This window comes from Massilia sp. Masssp94, from assembly GCF_059491305.1.
Genome location: NZ_CP168501.1, coordinates 848,258 through 862,936, shown reverse-complemented (window position 1 = coordinate 862,936; position 14,679 = coordinate 848,258). Strand labels below are relative to the sequence as shown.

The window sequence follows — 14,679 nt, the reverse complement described above, 5'->3', positions numbered from 1 at the left end:
CTTCAAAAATTACTGGCCGCGTTTCTTGCGCGCGTTCGCCGCGATCCGCATGCGCAGCGCGTTCAGCTTGATGAAACCGCCCGCATCCGCCTGGTTGTACGCGCCGCCGTCTTCGTCGAACGTGGCGATGGTCTGGTCGAACAGCGAATCCGTCTTCGAATCGCGCGCGACGACGATCACGTTGCCCTTGTACAGCTTGACGCGCACCCAGCCGTTCACGCTCTTTTGCGTGTGGTCGATCAGCGTCTGCAGCGCGACGCGTTCCGGTGCCCACCAGTAGCCGTTATAGATCAGCGACGCATAGCGCGGCATCAGGTCGTCCTTCAGGTGCGCCACTTCGCGGTCCAGCGTGATCGATTCGATGGCGCGGTGCGCCTTCAGCATGATCGTGCCGCCCGGGGTTTCGTAGCAGCCGCGCGACTTCATGCCGACGTAGCGGTTTTCCACCAGGTCCAGGCGGCCGATGCCGTGCTTGCCGCCCAGGCGGTTCAGTTCCGTCAGCACGGCGGCCGGGGTCAGCTGCTTGCCGTTCAGGGCCACGATGTCGCCGTTCTGGAATTCGATGTCCAGGTATTCCGCCCGGTCCGGTGCCGCTTCCGGCGACACGGTCCAGCGCCACATCGATTCCTCGGCTTCCGCGCTCGGGTTCTCCAGGTGGCGGCCTTCGAACGAGATGTGCAGCAGGTTGGCGTCCATCGAGTACGGCGCGCCGCCGTTCTTGTGCTTCATGTCGATCTCGATGCCGGCGTCTTCCGCATACTTCAGCAGCTTTTCACGCGACAGCAGGTCCCACTCGCGCCACGGGGCGATGATCTTGACGTCCGGCTTCAGCGCGTACGCGCCCAGCTCGAAGCGCACCTGGTCGTTGCCCTTGCCGGTCGCGCCGTGCGACACGGCGTCGGCGCCGGTTTCGTTGGCGATTTCGATCAGGCGCTTGGCGATCAGCGGACGCGCGATCGACGTGCCCAGCAGGTATTCGCCTTCGTAGACGGTGTTGGCGCGGAACATCGGGAACACGAAGTCGCGCACGAATTCTTCGCGCACGTCGTCGATGTAGATGTTTTCCGGCTTGATGCCGAACTTCAGCGCCTTGGCGCGCGCGGGTTCCAGCTCTTCACCCTGGCCCAGGTCGGCGGTGAAGGTGACGATTTCGCATTTGTAGTTATCCTGCAGCCATTTCAGGATGACGGAGGTATCGAGGCCGCCCGAGTAGGCGAGGACTACTTTGTTAATGTCGCTCATGGAGATTCCAGTGGTGTCAGATGTGGAGGGGGATGATGGTCAGCCGGCCCTCAGCGGGCCGACGATCAGGCTCAATGGTCGTGGTCGTGCGATTATTTATCTTCGATGCGGCCCAGCAGCAGGTATTCGATCAGCGCCTTCTGCACGTGCAGGCGGTTCTCGGCCTCGTCCCAGACGACGGATTGCGGACCGTCGATGACGCCGGCCGACACTTCCTCGCCGCGGTGCGCGGGCAGGCAGTGCATGAACAGCGCGTCGCCGCTCGCGCGCGCCATCTTCGCTTCGTCGACGATGAAGCCGTCGAATGCCTTCAGGCGCTCGGCGTTTTCCTTTTCGTAGCCCATGCTCGTCCACACGTCCGTGTTGACGAGGTGCGCGCCGGCGCAGGCGTCGGACGGGTTCTCGAAGAAGGTGTAGTTCTTCGTGGAGACCAGCTGCGGATCGATGTCGTAGCCCTTCGGCGTGGACACGTTCAGGTGGAAGCCGAACACTTCCGCCGCCTGCAGCCAGGAATACAGCATGTTGTTGGCGTCGCCGATCCACGCCACCGTCTTGCCGACGATGGAGCCGCGGTGCTCGTAGTACGTGAAGATGTCGGCCAGCACCTGGCACGGATGGTGTTCGTTCGTGAGACCGTTGATGACCGGCACGCGCGAGTTGGCCGCGAAGCGCTCGATGATGTCCTGGCCAAACGTGCGGACCATGATGATGTCGCACATGCGCGACATGACCTGGCCGGCGTCCTCGACGGGCTCGCCGCGGCCCAGCTGGCTGTCGCGCGTGTTCAGGTAGATCGCGGCGCCGCCCAGTTGGTGCATGCCCGCTTCGAACGACAGGCGCGTGCGCGTGGAATTCTTTTCGAACACCATGACCAGCGTGCGGTCGACGAGCGGGTGGTAGATCTCGTAGTTCTTGAACTTGCGCTTGATGACGGTCGCGCGCTCGATCAGGTACTCGAACTCGTCGCGGGTGAAGTCGGAGAACTGCAGGAAATGCTTGATGTTGGTGGGAGTCGTGCCAGCCATTTTTGTGCCTGAGATACGATAATCTCTTGGATTATAAGCGTTTTTGCTTGCTTTCCGGGAAATTGCATTTGGAGCCAAGCGGAAAAGTTGTCAGTACAACGTCTGCGCGGACTCGTGCAGCAGCTGCGCGTACAGCTCGTGGCGCAGCTTCGCGATCTTGCCGTCCGCGACCGCCTGCAGCACCGCGCACTGCGGTTCCGCCAGGTGGCGGCAGTTGTAGTACTTGCAGCCGCCCAGGTAGGGCTTGAACTCGACGAACGCCCGTTCCAGCATGCCTTCCGTCAGGTGGTACAGGCCGAATTCCTGGAAGCCCGGGGAGTCGATCAGGGTGCCGCCGGCCGGCAACTTGTACAGGCGCGTAAAAGTCGTCGTGTGCTTGCCGGTGTCCAGCGCTTCCGAGATTTCGCGCACGGCGATGTCGGCGTCCGGCACGAGCAGGTTCACGATCGACGACTTGCCCATGCCGGACTGGCCGATCAGGATGGAAGACTGGTCCTGCAGCAGCGGCGTCAATGCCGCGACCGTGTCGTCGGGATGCGTCTTCGCCGACACTTCGTGCAGCGGGTAGCCGAGGCGCGTGTACAGGCTCGCGCGTTCGCGCGCGCGGGCGAGGTTGGGCTCGAGGTCGACCTTGTTCAGGATGAGGTGGGCGTCCACGCCGGCCGCCTCGCAGGCGACGAGGGCGCGCGACACGAGGTCGTCGGCGAAGCCCGGTTCCGTCGCGATGACGATGAACAGGCGCGTGATGTTCGCCGCCAGCAGCTTGCTCTTGTACTGGTCGGAGCGGTACAGCAAGGTCGTGCGCTCGGCGATCTTTTCGATCACGGCCTGGTCGTTCGACGTGCGCTTCAGGTGGACGATGTCGCCCACCGCCACGTTGGTCTTTTTCCCGCGCGTGACGCACTGGAGGAATTCGCCGTCGACGTCGGCGAGGTAATGGCGGCCGTGCGCGGCGACGATCGTCCCTGTAAATTCATGCTTGCTCATGCGCCAGCCCGTCCCGTGTACAGCGCGTCCGCCCTGGCTGCGCAGATGAAATCGTTGTCGGACAGGCGGTTGCCGGCCGAATGCGTCGTCCACGACGCCGTGCAGCGGCGATAGCCGACGGTGAGGTCCGGGTGGTGGTCTTCGCGGTGGATCATGAAGGCGAGGGCGTTCACGAATTCCATCGTCTCGTGGAAGTCGCGGAACACGAATTCGCGTTGAAGACGGTTACCATCGATGCGCCAGTCCGGCACCTCGGTCAACAAGGACTGGATCGTCGCGTCGTCGAGCGCGGGCGCATCGTGCACGCAGTGGCGGTCGATCAGGCTCATGCGACCCCCGCCAGGCGCAGGTGACGGATGCGCACCGAGGCCGGCGGGTGCGAATCGTAGAACGCGGAGTGGATCGGGTCCGGCGTCAGCGTGGAGGCATTGTCCTCGTACATCTTGACGAGGGCCGACACGAGGTCGCGCGCATCGCTGTGGCTCGCGGCGAACGCGTCCGCCTCGAATTCGTGCTTGCGCGACGTGATCGACGTCAGTGGCGAGAACGGGAACGTGAACACGGGCAGCACGAGGGAGAACAGCAGCAGGGCCATCGCATCGTTCGACTGGCCCAGCAGCGGCAGCACGCCCAGGCCCGTGTAGAACCACACCTGCGTCTTGAGCCAGCCGAGCAGGGCGAGGAACGCGAGCGACAGTGCGAACAGCACGCCGATGCGCTTGATGATGTGCTTCAGCTTGAAGTGGCCCAGCTCGTGCGCCAGCACGGCCTCGATCTCTTCCGGGGCCAGGCGCGACAGCAGGGTGTCGAAGAACACGATGCGTTTATTCGAACCGAAGCCGGAGAAATAAGCGTTGCCGTGCGCGGAGCGCTTGCTGCCGTCCATCACGAACAGGCCCTTGGCCGCGAAGCCGACGCGCGTCATGAGGCCTTCGATGCGCTCCTTCAGCTTGTCGTCCGTGAGCGGCGTGAATTTGTTGAAGATCGGCGCGATGACGGTCGGGTACAACACCATCATCAGCAGCTGGAAGCCGCTCCACACGAGCCAGGCGTACAGCCACCACAGGGCGCCCGTCTTGTCCATCAGGGTGAGGACGACCCACAGCAGCGGCAGGCCGATGACGGCGCCGACGAGGCCGCCCTTGACGGCATCGGCGATCCACAGCCCGACCGTCATTTTGTTGAAGCCGAAGCGCTCTTCCAGAACGAACTGGCGGTAGTACGAGAACGGCAGGTCGAGCGCACCGGAGACGACGGCGAACGCGACGATCAGCAGAATCTGGTGCACCATACCGGGGCCAAGCGCGTGCAGAAGCGCCGTCGACAGCGCCTGCAGGCCGCCCAGCAGGGTAAAACCGGTCAGCACGAGCGTGTTCCACAGCGCGGCCCACAGCCCGAAGCGGGTCTTGGCGACCGTGTAGTCGGCGGCCTTCTGGTGGGCGGACAGGGGAATCCTGGCGGCGAATTCGGCCGGCACCTGCGCGCGGTGCGCCAGCACGTGACGGATGTGGCGGCGCGCCAGCCAGTACCTCAGGCCGAGCGTGAGCAGGAGAAAGACGACGAACAAAACCGAAAACGCGGATGAAAGCATTCTATGCCTGTGAGAAAATCCTGTTTTTCGGGGTCAGAGCACGAATTTTGGCTTGCGGGGTCAGAGCACGGTTTTCACGATTGTGCTCTGACCTCGCCAAATTAATGCTCTGACCCCGACTGATTAAAAAGCTTTTAAGCGAAGAGAGAATTATGTCACAAGCCAACCCCACCGAAGTATCCACCCCGCGCCCGAACGAATTCAACCTCGTCTGGATCGACATGGAGATGACCGGCCTGGACCCGGACAACGACCGTATCATCGAAGTGGCCGCCGTCGTCACGGACGCCAACCTGAACGTGCTGGCCGAGGGCCCCGTGATCGCCGTCCACCAGAGCGATGCGACGCTGGACAAGATGGACAACTGGAACAAGGGCACGCACGGCCGCTCGGGCCTGATCGACCGCGTCAAGGCGTCGACCATCGACGAAGCCCAGGCCGAGGAACAGCTGATCGCCTTCCTGAGGCAGTGGGTGCCGGCCAATAAATCGCCGATGTGCGGCAACTCGATCTGCCAGGACCGCCGCTTCATGGCGCGCGGCATGCCGAAGCTGGAAGCGTTCTTCCACTACCGCAACCTGGACGTGTCCACCTTGAAGGAACTGTGCCGCCGCTGGAAGCCGGAGCTGGCGTCCGGTTTCAAGAAGGCGCAGAAGCACACGGCACTGGCCGACATCATCGAGTCGATCGAAGAGCTGCGCTACTACCGCGAGCATTTCATCAAACTGTAAATCCCTCGGGTGGGCTCGGACACGAAGTTGCAATCGTGCATGGGCCCCGCCGCCAGGTATGCGAGAATCGGCCATGGCTGACATTCTGCGTACCACTGCCGGTCTCGGCGGAGAGAGCGAAGTCCGGCGTCTCCTGCAGGAGCACGACTGGAGCACGTCGCCGCTCGGGCCGCCGGAAGACTGGCCGCCCGAACTGGCGACCGCCGTGTCGATGACGGTCAGCTCCGCGTTCCCGATGTTCCTCGCCTGGGGCGCGGACCTGCGCTTCCTGTACAACGACGCCTACGCCACGATCCTCGGCGCCAAGCACCCCGCCGCGTTCGACGCGCCGTTCCAGCATGTCTGGGCCGAGATCTGGCCCGACCTCGTGCCGCTCGTCGATCGCGCGCTGTCCAACAAGTCCGCGTATTTCGAAGACCTGCCGCTCACAATGGAGCGTCATGGATTCCGCGAGCAGACATGGTTCACGTTCTCGTATTCGCCGCTGCACGACGGCCACGGCCGCGTGGCGGGCCTGTATTGCACCGTCATCGAGACGACGAACCGCGTGCAGGCGGAGCGCCGCGCCGCGTTCGAACTGACGGTGGCCGACGCGCTGCGCCCGCTGGCGTCCGCCGACGAAGCCATCCGCACCGGCTGCACGCTGCTGGGACTGGAGCTGGGCATGGCGCGCGTGCTGTACGGCGAAGTCGACGAGGCACTCGATACGCTGGCCGTCGCGCGCGACTGGCACCGGCCCGGCCTCGCCAGCGTGGCCGGGCACGCGTTTTCCATCGACGCCTTCGGCCCCGGCCTCGCGCACGCGGGCCGCGCCGGCGAGATCGTGCGGCTGGCCGACGTGCGCACCGACCCGCGCGCGGCCGCGCGCCAGGGCACCTATCTCGCGCTGGACATCCAGGCCTGCCTCGCCGTCCCGCTGCGCAAGAGCGGGCGGCTGCAGGCGTTCCTGGTGCTGGGCCTCGACCGGCCGCACCCGTGGACCGACGCCGAGGTGGCGCTGGCCCGCGGCACGGCCGAGCGCATCCGGGCCGCCGTCGACCTGGCGCGCGTGCAGGGCACCCTGCGCGCGGAGCGCGACCGCGGCCGCACGATCCTCGACACGATCGCGGAAGGCTGCATGCTGCTCGACCGCGACTGGACCGTCCTGCAGATGAATCCCGCCGGGCTGCGCATCGCGCACATGGATCCGGCCGGGTTCATCGGCCGCAACCACTGGGACGTGTGGCCGGAAGCGATCGACAGCGACGCGGGGCGCATGTACCGCCGCGTGATGCGCGACCGCGTGGCCGGTACCGCCGAGTACCGCCAGCGCATGCCGGACGGCGTCGAGATCTGGTGCGAAGTACGCGCCTATCCGACGCCCGATGGCGGCCTCGTCTCGTTCTTCCGCGACATCACGGAGCGCAAGGCCGCCGAGGACAAGCTGCGCGCCGCCGACCGGCGCAAGGATGAATTCCTCGCAATGCTGGCGCACGAACTGCGCAATCCGCTGGCGCCGATCAGCGCGGCCGCCGACCTGCTGCGCATCGGCCGCCTGGACGAAGCCCGCGTGCGCCAGAGCAGCGCCATCATCGGCCGCCAGGTGCGCCACATGACGAGTCTCGTGGACGACCTGCTCGACGTCTCGCGCGTCACGCGCGGCCTCGTCACGCTCGCGCGCGCGCCCGTGGCGGCCCGCGCCATCGTCGACGAGGCCATCGAGCAGGTGCGCCCCATGTTCGAGGCGCGTCGCCAGCACCTTGCCGTCGGCATCGGCGACCCGGATGCCCTGGTGCTGGGCGACAAGCCGCGTCTCGTGCAGGTGCTCGCCAACCTCCTGAACAACGCGTCCAAGTACACGCAGGAAGACCGCCGCATCGACGTCGCGGCCACGGTCGACGATGCGCGCGGCCGGTTGCTGCTGACGGTGCACGACGAAGGCATCGGCATGGAACCGGAGCTCACGGGACACGTGTTCGACCTGTTCACGCAGGGCGAGCGCTCGGTCGACCGCGCGCAGGGCGGGCTGGGTCTCGGCCTGGCGCTCGTCAAGAACCTCGTCGAGCTGCATGGTGGTACCGTCGCCTGCACGAGTCCGGGGCTGGGGCAGGGCAGTACCTTCGAGGTGGCGCTGCCGCTGATGGAAGGGGTGGCGCGCCTGGCGCCGGCCGCTGACGGTGCCGGCGCAGGCGGGACAGTGGACGGTACGCGGCGTCCGCTGCGCGTGCTGGTGGTCGACGACAACGTCGACGCGGCGGCCACGCTGGGCATGCTGCTGGAAGCGTGCGGCTACCTGGTCGACGTCGAACACGATTCGCACCGCGCGCTGGAGCGGGCGCGGCACCAGCGGCCGGACGTGGCGCTGCTGGACATCGGTTTACCGGACATGGACGGCAACGAACTGGCCCGCCGCCTGCGCGCGGATGCACAGACGGGGGCCATCGTGCTGGTGGCCGTCACGGGATATGGCCAGGAACAGGACCGCCGCGCGGCGTTCGAGGCGGGCTTTGATCACCACTTCGTGAAGCCCGTCGACATGGACGAGCTGGCCGCGCTGCTGGCGCGGATTGAAACTTAACCAACATCGTCCCCGCGCAGGCGGGGACTCACTTCGCGAGCGCGGTCACTGCACGTAAAACTTGGGCCCCTGCCTTCGCAGGGACGACGGTTCAGCGCATCTGGGTGTAGTTGACGGGCACCCAGCGATATCCCTTGCCCTGCGTCTGGAGATGACCCAGACCCGGGAACTGCAGGTGCGCGCCGCCCACGAGCCAGCCGTTCCTGGCCGCGTCGTCGAACACTTTCTTGCGTGCCGTTGCGGCCGCCTTCTCGTCGCTGTCGAACGCGATCGTCACCTGCGGATTGTCGAACTGGACGGACGCCAGGTGGATCAGGTCGCCGATCAGCACGAGCTTCTGGCCACGGCTTTCGACAGCGTACACGGTGTGGCCGGGCGTATGGCCATGCTCGGCCTGGGCGGAGACGCCCGGGACCAGTTCGCCATCCTTCTCGATGGGCTTGAACTTGCCGGCCTGGATGTACGGGTTGATCGACGCCATCGCACCCTTGAAGAAATCCTTCTTGTCGGCCGGGGCCTTGTCCATGTTCGCCTGGCTCAGCCAGTAGTCGGCATCGGCCTTGCCGGCGCGCACGACGGCGTTCGGGAACACGCGCTGGCCATTGTTGACGAGGCCGCCGACGTGGTCGCCGTGCATGTGGGTGATGTAGATTTCGTCGATCTGCTCCGGGCGGTAGCCTGCCGCCTTCAGGTTGTTGACGAACTTGCCGACGGTCGGGCCGAACAGCGCGCCGGCGCCCGTGTCGACCAGCACCAGCTTGCTGCCGGTGTTGATCAGGAAGGCGTTGTCCGAGGTCTCGACGGGCAGCTTCAGGAAGTTCTTCGTGATGGCGGCGCGCGTCAGTTCCGGCTTCTGGTGAATGAACTGGTCCATCGGCAAGTCGAAGGTGCCGTCGCTGATCGGCGTGATTTCGACGTCGCCCAGCATCACGCGGAAGAAACCGGGGGCCGGGGTCTTGACCATCGGTGCGGCGGCCTGGGCGCCGACGGTGGCTGCGGCGAGGGTGGCGGCGAGCAGGGTGTGCTTGAGTGCTTTGATCATGTTCTTATCCTCTCTAGGTGACACAACGCGCGAACGCGCGTTGCTTATCGTACATGATTGTTCAGCAACACGCTGGACCCTGCTTGCCTTATCTCAAGGACGGCGCACCAGCGGCAGGGTGCGCAACGTGCGGCGCTCGTGTTCCTCGTCGTGCAAGGTCGCACTCGCCTTGATCAGGTCGCTGCGGCTGACGACGCCCAGCAGTTGCGCATGCCCCGTCTGCGCGACGACCGGCAGGCGCTCGATGCCGTGCACGGCCAGGCGCGTGGCCACGGCGCGGCACGTTTCGCCGGGCAGGGCGACGAGCGGCGGGTTGGCGCCGAACAGGTCGCCGACGCGCAGCGCCGGCGGGTGGCCGTTCAAGGTGTCGCGCTCGACCATGCCAACGACGAGCCCGGCGCGCGTGACCGGAAAGCCGCGGTGCTTCTGGCCCGGGCCGAACTGCGTGGCGAGGACGTCGCCGATCGTGGCATCGGCATCGATGTAGTGGACGTCAGAGCTCATCACCTCGGCCACGCTGTGGCGCTCGAGCGGGTCGATACCGTATTCGCGGTAGATGTGGTGGCCGCGGCGGGCGATCTTTTCCGTCAGGATCGAGCGGCCCATCGTCAGCACCGTGAAACCGTAGGCGCCGGCCGCGGCGGCCAGCAGCGGCAGCAGGGCGTTGGCGTCGTGCGTCAGCTCGAACGCGAACACGACGGCCATCACGGGCGCGCGCATCATGCCGCCCAGCGTGGCGGCCATGAACACGAGCGGCCACAGCGCGGGTTCGGCGCCCGGCAGGTACGGGCCCAGCAGGGCGCCGAGGCCCGCGCCGAGCATCAGCAGCGGGGCCAGCACGCCGCCGGACGTGCCGGAACCGAGCGCGATCAGCCAGATCACCAGTTTCACCGCCAGCAGGCCGACGATGGCACTGGCCACCATGTGGTTGTGCAGCAGATCGCCGATGACGTCATAGCCGACACCCAGCGCGCGCGGCTCGAAGTAGCCGCCGATGCCGACGACGAGACCGCCCAGCGCCGGCCACCACATCCAGTGGATCGGCAGGCGGTGAAAGCCGTCCTCGACGCGGTACAGCGCCGTCGACATCAGCCACGCGAGCGCGCCGCATGCGATGCCGGCCGCGAGGCAGGAGAGGAGGGCGATCGGTGCGACGGGAGCCGTCGCGACCGGGAACAGCGCGCCGGAACCGATCGCGAGCGGACGCAGGAAGCCGGCCACGGCGCACGCGGTCGCCACCGGCAGCAGGCTGCGCGGACGCAGTTCGAACAACAGGAGCTCGACGGCCATCAGCACGGCGGCCACCGGCGTGCCGAACACGGCGGTCATGCCGGCCACGGCGCCGGCCACGAGCAGCGATTTGCGCTCGCCGCCCGTCAGGTGGAAGTGCTGGGCGATCAGCGAGCCGATCGCGCCGCCCGTCATGATGATCGGCCCTTCCGCGCCGAACGGGCCGCCGCTGCCGATCGCGATGCCCGACGACACCGGTTTCAGCACGGCCACCTTCGGCGACATCGCGCTGCGCTTGAACAGGATCGCCTCGATGGCTTCGGGAATGCCGTGGCCGCGGATTGCCTCGGTGCCGTAGCGGGCGATCAGGCCGATGATCAGGCCGCCGATCACGGGGATGCCGATGACCCACGGGCCCAGGGTATTGTCGGCGGGAGACAGCTCGGCGAACGAGAATTTCCCATAGAAGAACAGGTCCGTGAAGAAGCGGATCATGGCCAGCAGGACGTGCGCGGCGACCGTGCTAAGCGCGCCGATGACGGCGGCGAGGGCGGCGATGCGGATCAGGCTGGCGTCGCCTGAAAAATCGCGCCGCGGCGTGGAGGGGTGCGTGGCAGTTTTCATTTTGTTATGCAAGATTAGGAATAGTAAAGACGCCCTGCAGGGCGCGCAGCTCGGCGCGGTGGACGGCGGCCAGCCGCGTCAACAGCGCCTCGCCCTTGGGCAGCAGGTGCACTTCCACACGGCGCCGGTCCTCGGCATTCGTGCGGCGCACGACCAGTTCGCCCGCCTCGCAGCGCGTGACGAGCGCGACGACGCCGTGCTGCTTGGCCTGCAGGCGCTCGGCCAGATCGCCGACGGTGGCCCATTCGCGTCCGGGAAAACCCTTGATGTGCAGGAGCAGCAGGTATTGCAGCGGCGTGATGCCCTCGGCCTGCACGGCGTTTTCGGAGAAGCGCTCGTAGCGCCGCATCTGGTAGCGGAATTCCGACAATGCGGCGAAATCCGTCTTGGACAGCGGGGGAGATTCGTCTTTCACTGGCTTGTTGTGCAAGGGGCGTTGGCTTCGGGAACCAAATAATATATCATAACGTGATACATTTTTTTAGCAAAAGCGTGCGATGCCCCGGCGTTGCCGTTCTTTTACAATCGACAGGAATGATGCTGGAACACAGTTTGGAATGGTTGCGCTCGTTCGTACCGCAACCGAATACAGTGCCGCGCGGGGAACGCATGCGCGCGGTGGCAGGGGCCCTCGTGGGACTGTTCGTGACGGCGATCCTCAGCGACATGCTCACCAGGGGCTCGGGCATCGGGTCGCTGGCCCTCGTCGCGCCGATGGGCGCATCGGCCGTGCTGCTGTTCTGCGTGCCGGCCAGCCCGCTGGCCCAGCCGTGGTCGGTGATCGGGGGGAACACGATTTCCGCGCTGATCGGCATCATTTGCGCCAAGAGCGTCGCCAACCCGGCCCTCGCGGCCCCGCTGGCGGGTGCCTGCGCGATCTTCGTGATGTTCCTGCTGCGCTGCCTGCACCCGCCCAGCGGCGCGGTCGCGCTGACGGCCGTCCTCGGCGGCCCGGCCATCCACGCGGCCGGCTTCGAGTTCGCGTTCCTGCCCGTGTGCCTGAACTCCACGCTGATCGTGCTCGCGGCGCTCGTCTTCAACAACCTGACGGGCCGGCGCTATCCGCACAACCAGAAATCGGCGCTGCGCACGGCGCAACAGGCCGCGCACGCGACGCGCGATCCGGCCCCGATGGCGCGCCTGGGCTTTACGGCCGAGGACCTCGATGCCGTGCTGGCCCGCTACGGCCAGGTGCTGGACGTCAGCCGCGACGACCTGGAAGACATCCTGCTGCAGACGGAGCAACGCGCCTACGCGCGCCGCTTCGGCACGGTGAACTGCGGCGCGATCATGTCGAAGGACGTCGTGACCGCCACGCCGACCATGCCGCTCGACGAAGCGTGGCGCCTGCTGCGCCACCACAACCTGCACGCGCTGCCGGTGCTGGATGCGTCGCACCGCGTGGCCGGCATCATCGGCCAGGGCGATTTCCTGCACCATGCGGGCCTGGACGATTACCAGACGGTGGGCGAACGCCTGCGCGGCCTGTTCGCCCACGTGCTGGGCGTGCGGCCGGAACGGGCGGGGACGGTGGGGGAATTGATGTCGACGAAGGTCGCGGTCGTCAGCAAGGACGAACCGATCGCCACGCTCGTGCCGCTGATGAGCAACGGCGGGTTGCACCACATTCCCGTGGTGGACGAGCGGGCGGTGTTCCTGGGGGTGGTCAGCCAGTCGGACCTGCTGGCCGCGCTGTTCGAAAGCCGCCTGGCGGAGGCGGCCTGATTGCGCCAGCACAAACCGGGGTCAGAGCCCGATTTTGGGAAATTGCCTAAAACCGGGCTCTGACCCCGGTCTTAGTCATCGGCTCCGCAGCATTTTTTGTATTTCTTGCCGCTGCCACACGGGCAGTCGTCGTTGCGGCCGACCTTGGGCTCGTCGCGGCGCACCGTCTCGACGGCGACCTTGCGGCGCGGCAGCCAGAAGCGGTGGATGCCCGGCAGGTTGGCCTCGATCTCCAGCGCCAGCTTGTGTGCCTTCTTCGGGTCCTCGACTTCCTTCAGCTCGCTTTCGTCGATCTCGTCGGCGCCCAGCAGGTAGATCGGGCGCATCAGCGGGCCCGCTTCCGAGTCCCAGATTTCTTCCCACGAGCCGGGACGCAGTTCCATGCCTTCCCAGAAACCCCAGCACCACGCCTCGGCGTCGATCAGCGTCTCGCCGTTGATGTCGTGCTCGACGTACAGCGGCTCGAATTCCTTCGGCGCGACCTCGAAGGTGACGAGCACCTCGTTCATGAAGCGCATGATCAGGTTGACGATGCGTTCTTCTTCCTTCGGGTTTTTCCACTTGGGCACGGCGCCTTCCTCGCCCCACACGCGCGGCAGCCATTCGGCCGGCATGATGGTTTCCGGACCGATCGCGATGGCGGTCAGGTAGCCGTGCAGCGTGTCCATCGTCATCGCGTCGTCGGAGCAGCGATCGGACAGGAGGAAGTTGTCGAGGTCGTCGAATTCTTTTTCGGAGAGGGGCTGGTCGAGTTGCATTGTTTCTGTTTCCCTTGCGTTGAAGGCGCCAGTGTAACGCTTCCGCCTCCTGGCCGGCGAAAACCTTACAATGGCGGGATGGATAATCCCTCTGATAACACCTCCGGCCATCCCTTCTCGCGTCTCGATCCGGCGATGGTGCTCGATGCCGTCGACAGTGTGGGCCTGCGCGGCGACGGCCGCCTGCTCGCGCTGAACAGCTACGAAAACCGTGTGTACCGCGTGGGCCGCGAAGAAGGCCAGCCCGTCGTCGTGAAGTTTTACAGGCCCGGACGCTGGAGCGATGCCGCCATCCTCGAAGAGCACGCGTTCGTGCAGGAACTGGCCGACCAGGAAGTCCCGGTCGTACCGGCCTGCGTCCTCGACGGCCGCACGCTGCACGAGCACGGCGGCTTCCGCTTCGCCGTCTTCCCCAGCCGCGGCGGCCGCGCGCCGGAGCTGTCCGACCCGGCCACGCTGGAATGGATCGGCCGCTTCATCGGCCGCATCCACGCGGTAGGCGCCGTGAAGCCGTTCGCGGAGCGGCCCCGGCTCGACCTCGACACGTTCGGCAGGGAGCCGCGCGCCTGGCTGATCGGCCACGGTTTCATCCCGCCCGAATTGCTGACCGCTTATACGAGCGTGCTGGACCAGGCCCTGGACGGCGTCGCGCGCTGCTACGACCGGGCCGGGCAACTATCCCTGCTGCGCCTGCACGGCGATTGCCACGCGGGCAACGTGCTGTGGACGGGCGACGGTCCGCACTTCGTCGACTTCGACGACAGCCGCATGGGCCCGGCCGTGCAGGACCTGTGGATGCTGCTGTCGGGCGAGCGCCAGGAGATGGTGGGGCAGCTGGCCGACGTGCTGGCGGGCTACGAAGACTTCTGCGAATTCGATCCGCGCCAGCTGTACCTCGTCGAGGCGCTGCGCACGCTGCGGCTCATCCATTATTCGGCGTGGCTGGCGATGCGCTGGGACGATCCGGCGTTCCCTGCGGCATTTCCCTGGTTTAATACCCAGCGGTACTGGCAAGACCGCATCCTCGAATTGCGCGAGCAGGTGGCGCTGATGGATGAACCGCCGTTGTTCCCGGTCTAACGCTGGAATTGACAGAGGTTTACGATTCAGCTCGGCGTGACACGAAACAGAACCGTGTCGCATAATTAAGTGCGGACTCGCCCGGGT

The 14,679-nt window shown here is 66.1% G+C and carries 13 protein-coding genes; 4 read left to right on the top strand and 9 right to left on the bottom strand.

The features are described 5' to 3' along the window. Window positions 1-9: 9 nt before the first annotated feature. The 5 genes from ACEN9G_RS03680 to ACEN9G_RS03660 form a co-directional block, all read right to left on the bottom strand. Window positions 10-1,242, bottom strand: coding sequence for an argininosuccinate synthase (locus ACEN9G_RS03680; protein ID WP_413342954.1), 1,233 nt, complete (start codon window positions 1,240-1,242; stop codon window positions 10-12). A 92-nt stretch (window positions 1,243-1,334) separates the two neighbouring features. Next, complete coding sequence (argF, locus tag ACEN9G_RS03675) at window positions 1,335-2,267, bottom strand: ornithine carbamoyltransferase (protein ID WP_413342953.1); 933 nt, start codon at window positions 2,265-2,267, stop codon at window positions 1,335-1,337. A 90-nt stretch (window positions 2,268-2,357) separates the two neighbouring features. Then, the gene (gene rsgA, locus ACEN9G_RS03670; protein WP_413342951.1) at window positions 2,358-3,254 is read right to left on the bottom strand and encodes a ribosome small subunit-dependent GTPase A; all 897 of its coding nucleotides are present in this window, start codon (window positions 3,252-3,254) and stop codon (window positions 2,358-2,360) included. Then, window positions 3,251-3,583 carry a 4a-hydroxytetrahydrobiopterin dehydratase gene (locus ACEN9G_RS03665; RefSeq protein ID WP_413342949.1) on the bottom strand — a complete coding sequence of 111 codons (333 nt, stop codon included), beginning with the start codon at window positions 3,581-3,583 and terminating at the stop codon, window positions 3,251-3,253. The genes rsgA and ACEN9G_RS03665 overlap by 4 nt, the downstream gene beginning before the upstream one ends. Further along, entirely contained in the window at window positions 3,580-4,845 is a 1,266-nt protein-coding gene (locus ACEN9G_RS03660; protein WP_413342947.1) for a M48 family metallopeptidase, read from the bottom strand. Before ACEN9G_RS03660 ends, ACEN9G_RS03665 begins: the two co-directional genes overlap by 4 nt. Before the next feature lie 152 nt (window positions 4,846-4,997). Here ACEN9G_RS03660 and orn point away from each other — a divergent pair, with 152 nt between their 5' ends. Beyond that, complete coding sequence (orn, locus tag ACEN9G_RS03655; protein WP_371771557.1) at window positions 4,998-5,576, top strand: oligoribonuclease; 579 nt, start codon at window positions 4,998-5,000, stop codon at window positions 5,574-5,576. 73 nt (window positions 5,577-5,649) lie between these two features. Next, window positions 5,650-8,133, top strand: a complete 2,484-nt coding sequence (locus ACEN9G_RS03650; RefSeq protein WP_483127697.1) for a hybrid sensor histidine kinase/response regulator — start codon at window positions 5,650-5,652, stop codon at window positions 8,131-8,133. Between the two features lie 91 nt (window positions 8,134-8,224). Here the strand turns inward: ACEN9G_RS03650 and ACEN9G_RS03645 are convergent, their stop codons facing one another. The 3 genes from ACEN9G_RS03645 to ACEN9G_RS03635 all read right to left on the bottom strand — a co-directional run bounded on the left by ACEN9G_RS03645 (window position 8,225) and on the right by ACEN9G_RS03635 (window position 11,378). After that, window positions 8,225-9,175 carry an MBL fold metallo-hydrolase gene (locus tag ACEN9G_RS03645; RefSeq protein ID WP_413341984.1) on the bottom strand — a complete coding sequence of 317 codons (951 nt, stop codon included), beginning with the start codon at window positions 9,173-9,175 and terminating at the stop codon, window positions 8,225-8,227. A 93-nt stretch (window positions 9,176-9,268) separates the two neighbouring features. Further along, on the bottom strand, window positions 9,269-11,029 hold the full coding sequence (locus ACEN9G_RS03640) for a chloride channel protein (RefSeq protein WP_413341986.1): 1,761 nt from the start codon (window positions 11,027-11,029) through the stop codon (window positions 9,269-9,271). A 4-nt stretch (window positions 11,030-11,033) separates the two neighbouring features. Continuing rightward, window positions 11,034-11,378: a MarR family winged helix-turn-helix transcriptional regulator gene (locus ACEN9G_RS03635; protein WP_156403887.1), complete on the bottom strand. Its 345-nt coding sequence runs from the start codon at window positions 11,376-11,378 to the stop codon at window positions 11,034-11,036. A 260-nt stretch (window positions 11,379-11,638) separates the two neighbouring features. Here ACEN9G_RS03635 and ACEN9G_RS03630 point away from each other — a divergent pair, with 260 nt between their 5' ends. Further along, entirely contained in the window at window positions 11,639-12,754 is a 1,116-nt protein-coding gene (locus tag ACEN9G_RS03630; RefSeq protein WP_413341988.1) for an HPP family protein, read from the top strand. Between the two features lie 71 nt (window positions 12,755-12,825). Here the strand turns inward: ACEN9G_RS03630 and ACEN9G_RS03625 are convergent, their stop codons facing one another. Continuing rightward, window positions 12,826-13,512, bottom strand: coding sequence for a UPF0149 family protein (locus tag ACEN9G_RS03625; RefSeq protein ID WP_413341989.1), 687 nt, complete (start codon window positions 13,510-13,512; stop codon window positions 12,826-12,828). A 78-nt stretch (window positions 13,513-13,590) separates the two neighbouring features. Here ACEN9G_RS03625 and ACEN9G_RS03620 point away from each other — a divergent pair, with 78 nt between their 5' ends. Continuing rightward, entirely contained in the window at window positions 13,591-14,592 is a 1,002-nt protein-coding gene (locus ACEN9G_RS03620; protein ID WP_413341991.1) for a serine/threonine protein kinase, read from the top strand. The last annotated feature ends 87 nt before the right edge of the window (window positions 14,593-14,679 follow it).

Bases quoted from the DNA above. Each gene is read 5' to 3' on its own strand.
- ACEN9G_RS03620 (WP_413341991.1), top strand. From the start codon at position 13,591: ATGGATAATCCCTCTGATAACACCTCCGGCCATCCCTTCTCGCGTCTC.
- ACEN9G_RS03680 (WP_413342954.1), bottom strand. From the start codon at position 1,242: ATGAGCGACATTAACAAAGTAGTCCTCGCCTACTCGGGCGGCCTCGAT.
- ACEN9G_RS03635 (WP_156403887.1), bottom strand. From the start codon at position 11,378: ATGCGGCGCTACGAGCGCTTCTCCGAAAACGCCGTGCAGGCCGAGGGC.
- ACEN9G_RS03640 (WP_413341986.1), bottom strand. From the start codon at position 11,029: ATGAAAACTGCCACGCACCCCTCCACGCCGCGGCGCGATTTTTCAGGC.
- ACEN9G_RS03645 (WP_413341984.1), bottom strand. From the start codon at position 9,175: ATGATCAAAGCACTCAAGCACACCCTGCTCGCCGCCACCCTCGCCGCA.
- ACEN9G_RS03630 (WP_413341988.1), top strand. From the start codon at position 11,639: ATGCGCGCGGTGGCAGGGGCCCTCGTGGGACTGTTCGTGACGGCGATC.
- ACEN9G_RS03650 (WP_483127697.1), top strand. From the start codon at position 5,650: ATGGCTGACATTCTGCGTACCACTGCCGGTCTCGGCGGAGAGAGCGAA.
- argF (WP_413342953.1), bottom strand. From the start codon at position 2,267: ATGGCTGGCACGACTCCCACCAACATCAAGCATTTCCTGCAGTTCTCC.
- orn (WP_371771557.1), top strand. From the start codon at position 4,998: ATGTCACAAGCCAACCCCACCGAAGTATCCACCCCGCGCCCGAACGAA.
- ACEN9G_RS03625 (WP_413341989.1), bottom strand. From the start codon at position 13,512: ATGCAACTCGACCAGCCCCTCTCCGAAAAAGAATTCGACGACCTCGAC.
- ACEN9G_RS03665 (WP_413342949.1), bottom strand. From the start codon at position 3,583: ATGAGCCTGATCGACCGCCACTGCGTGCACGATGCGCCCGCGCTCGAC.
- ACEN9G_RS03660 (WP_413342947.1), bottom strand. From the start codon at position 4,845: ATGCTTTCATCCGCGTTTTCGGTTTTGTTCGTCGTCTTTCTCCTGCTC.
- rsgA (WP_413342951.1), bottom strand. From the start codon at position 3,254: ATGAGCAAGCATGAATTTACAGGGACGATCGTCGCCGCGCACGGCCGC.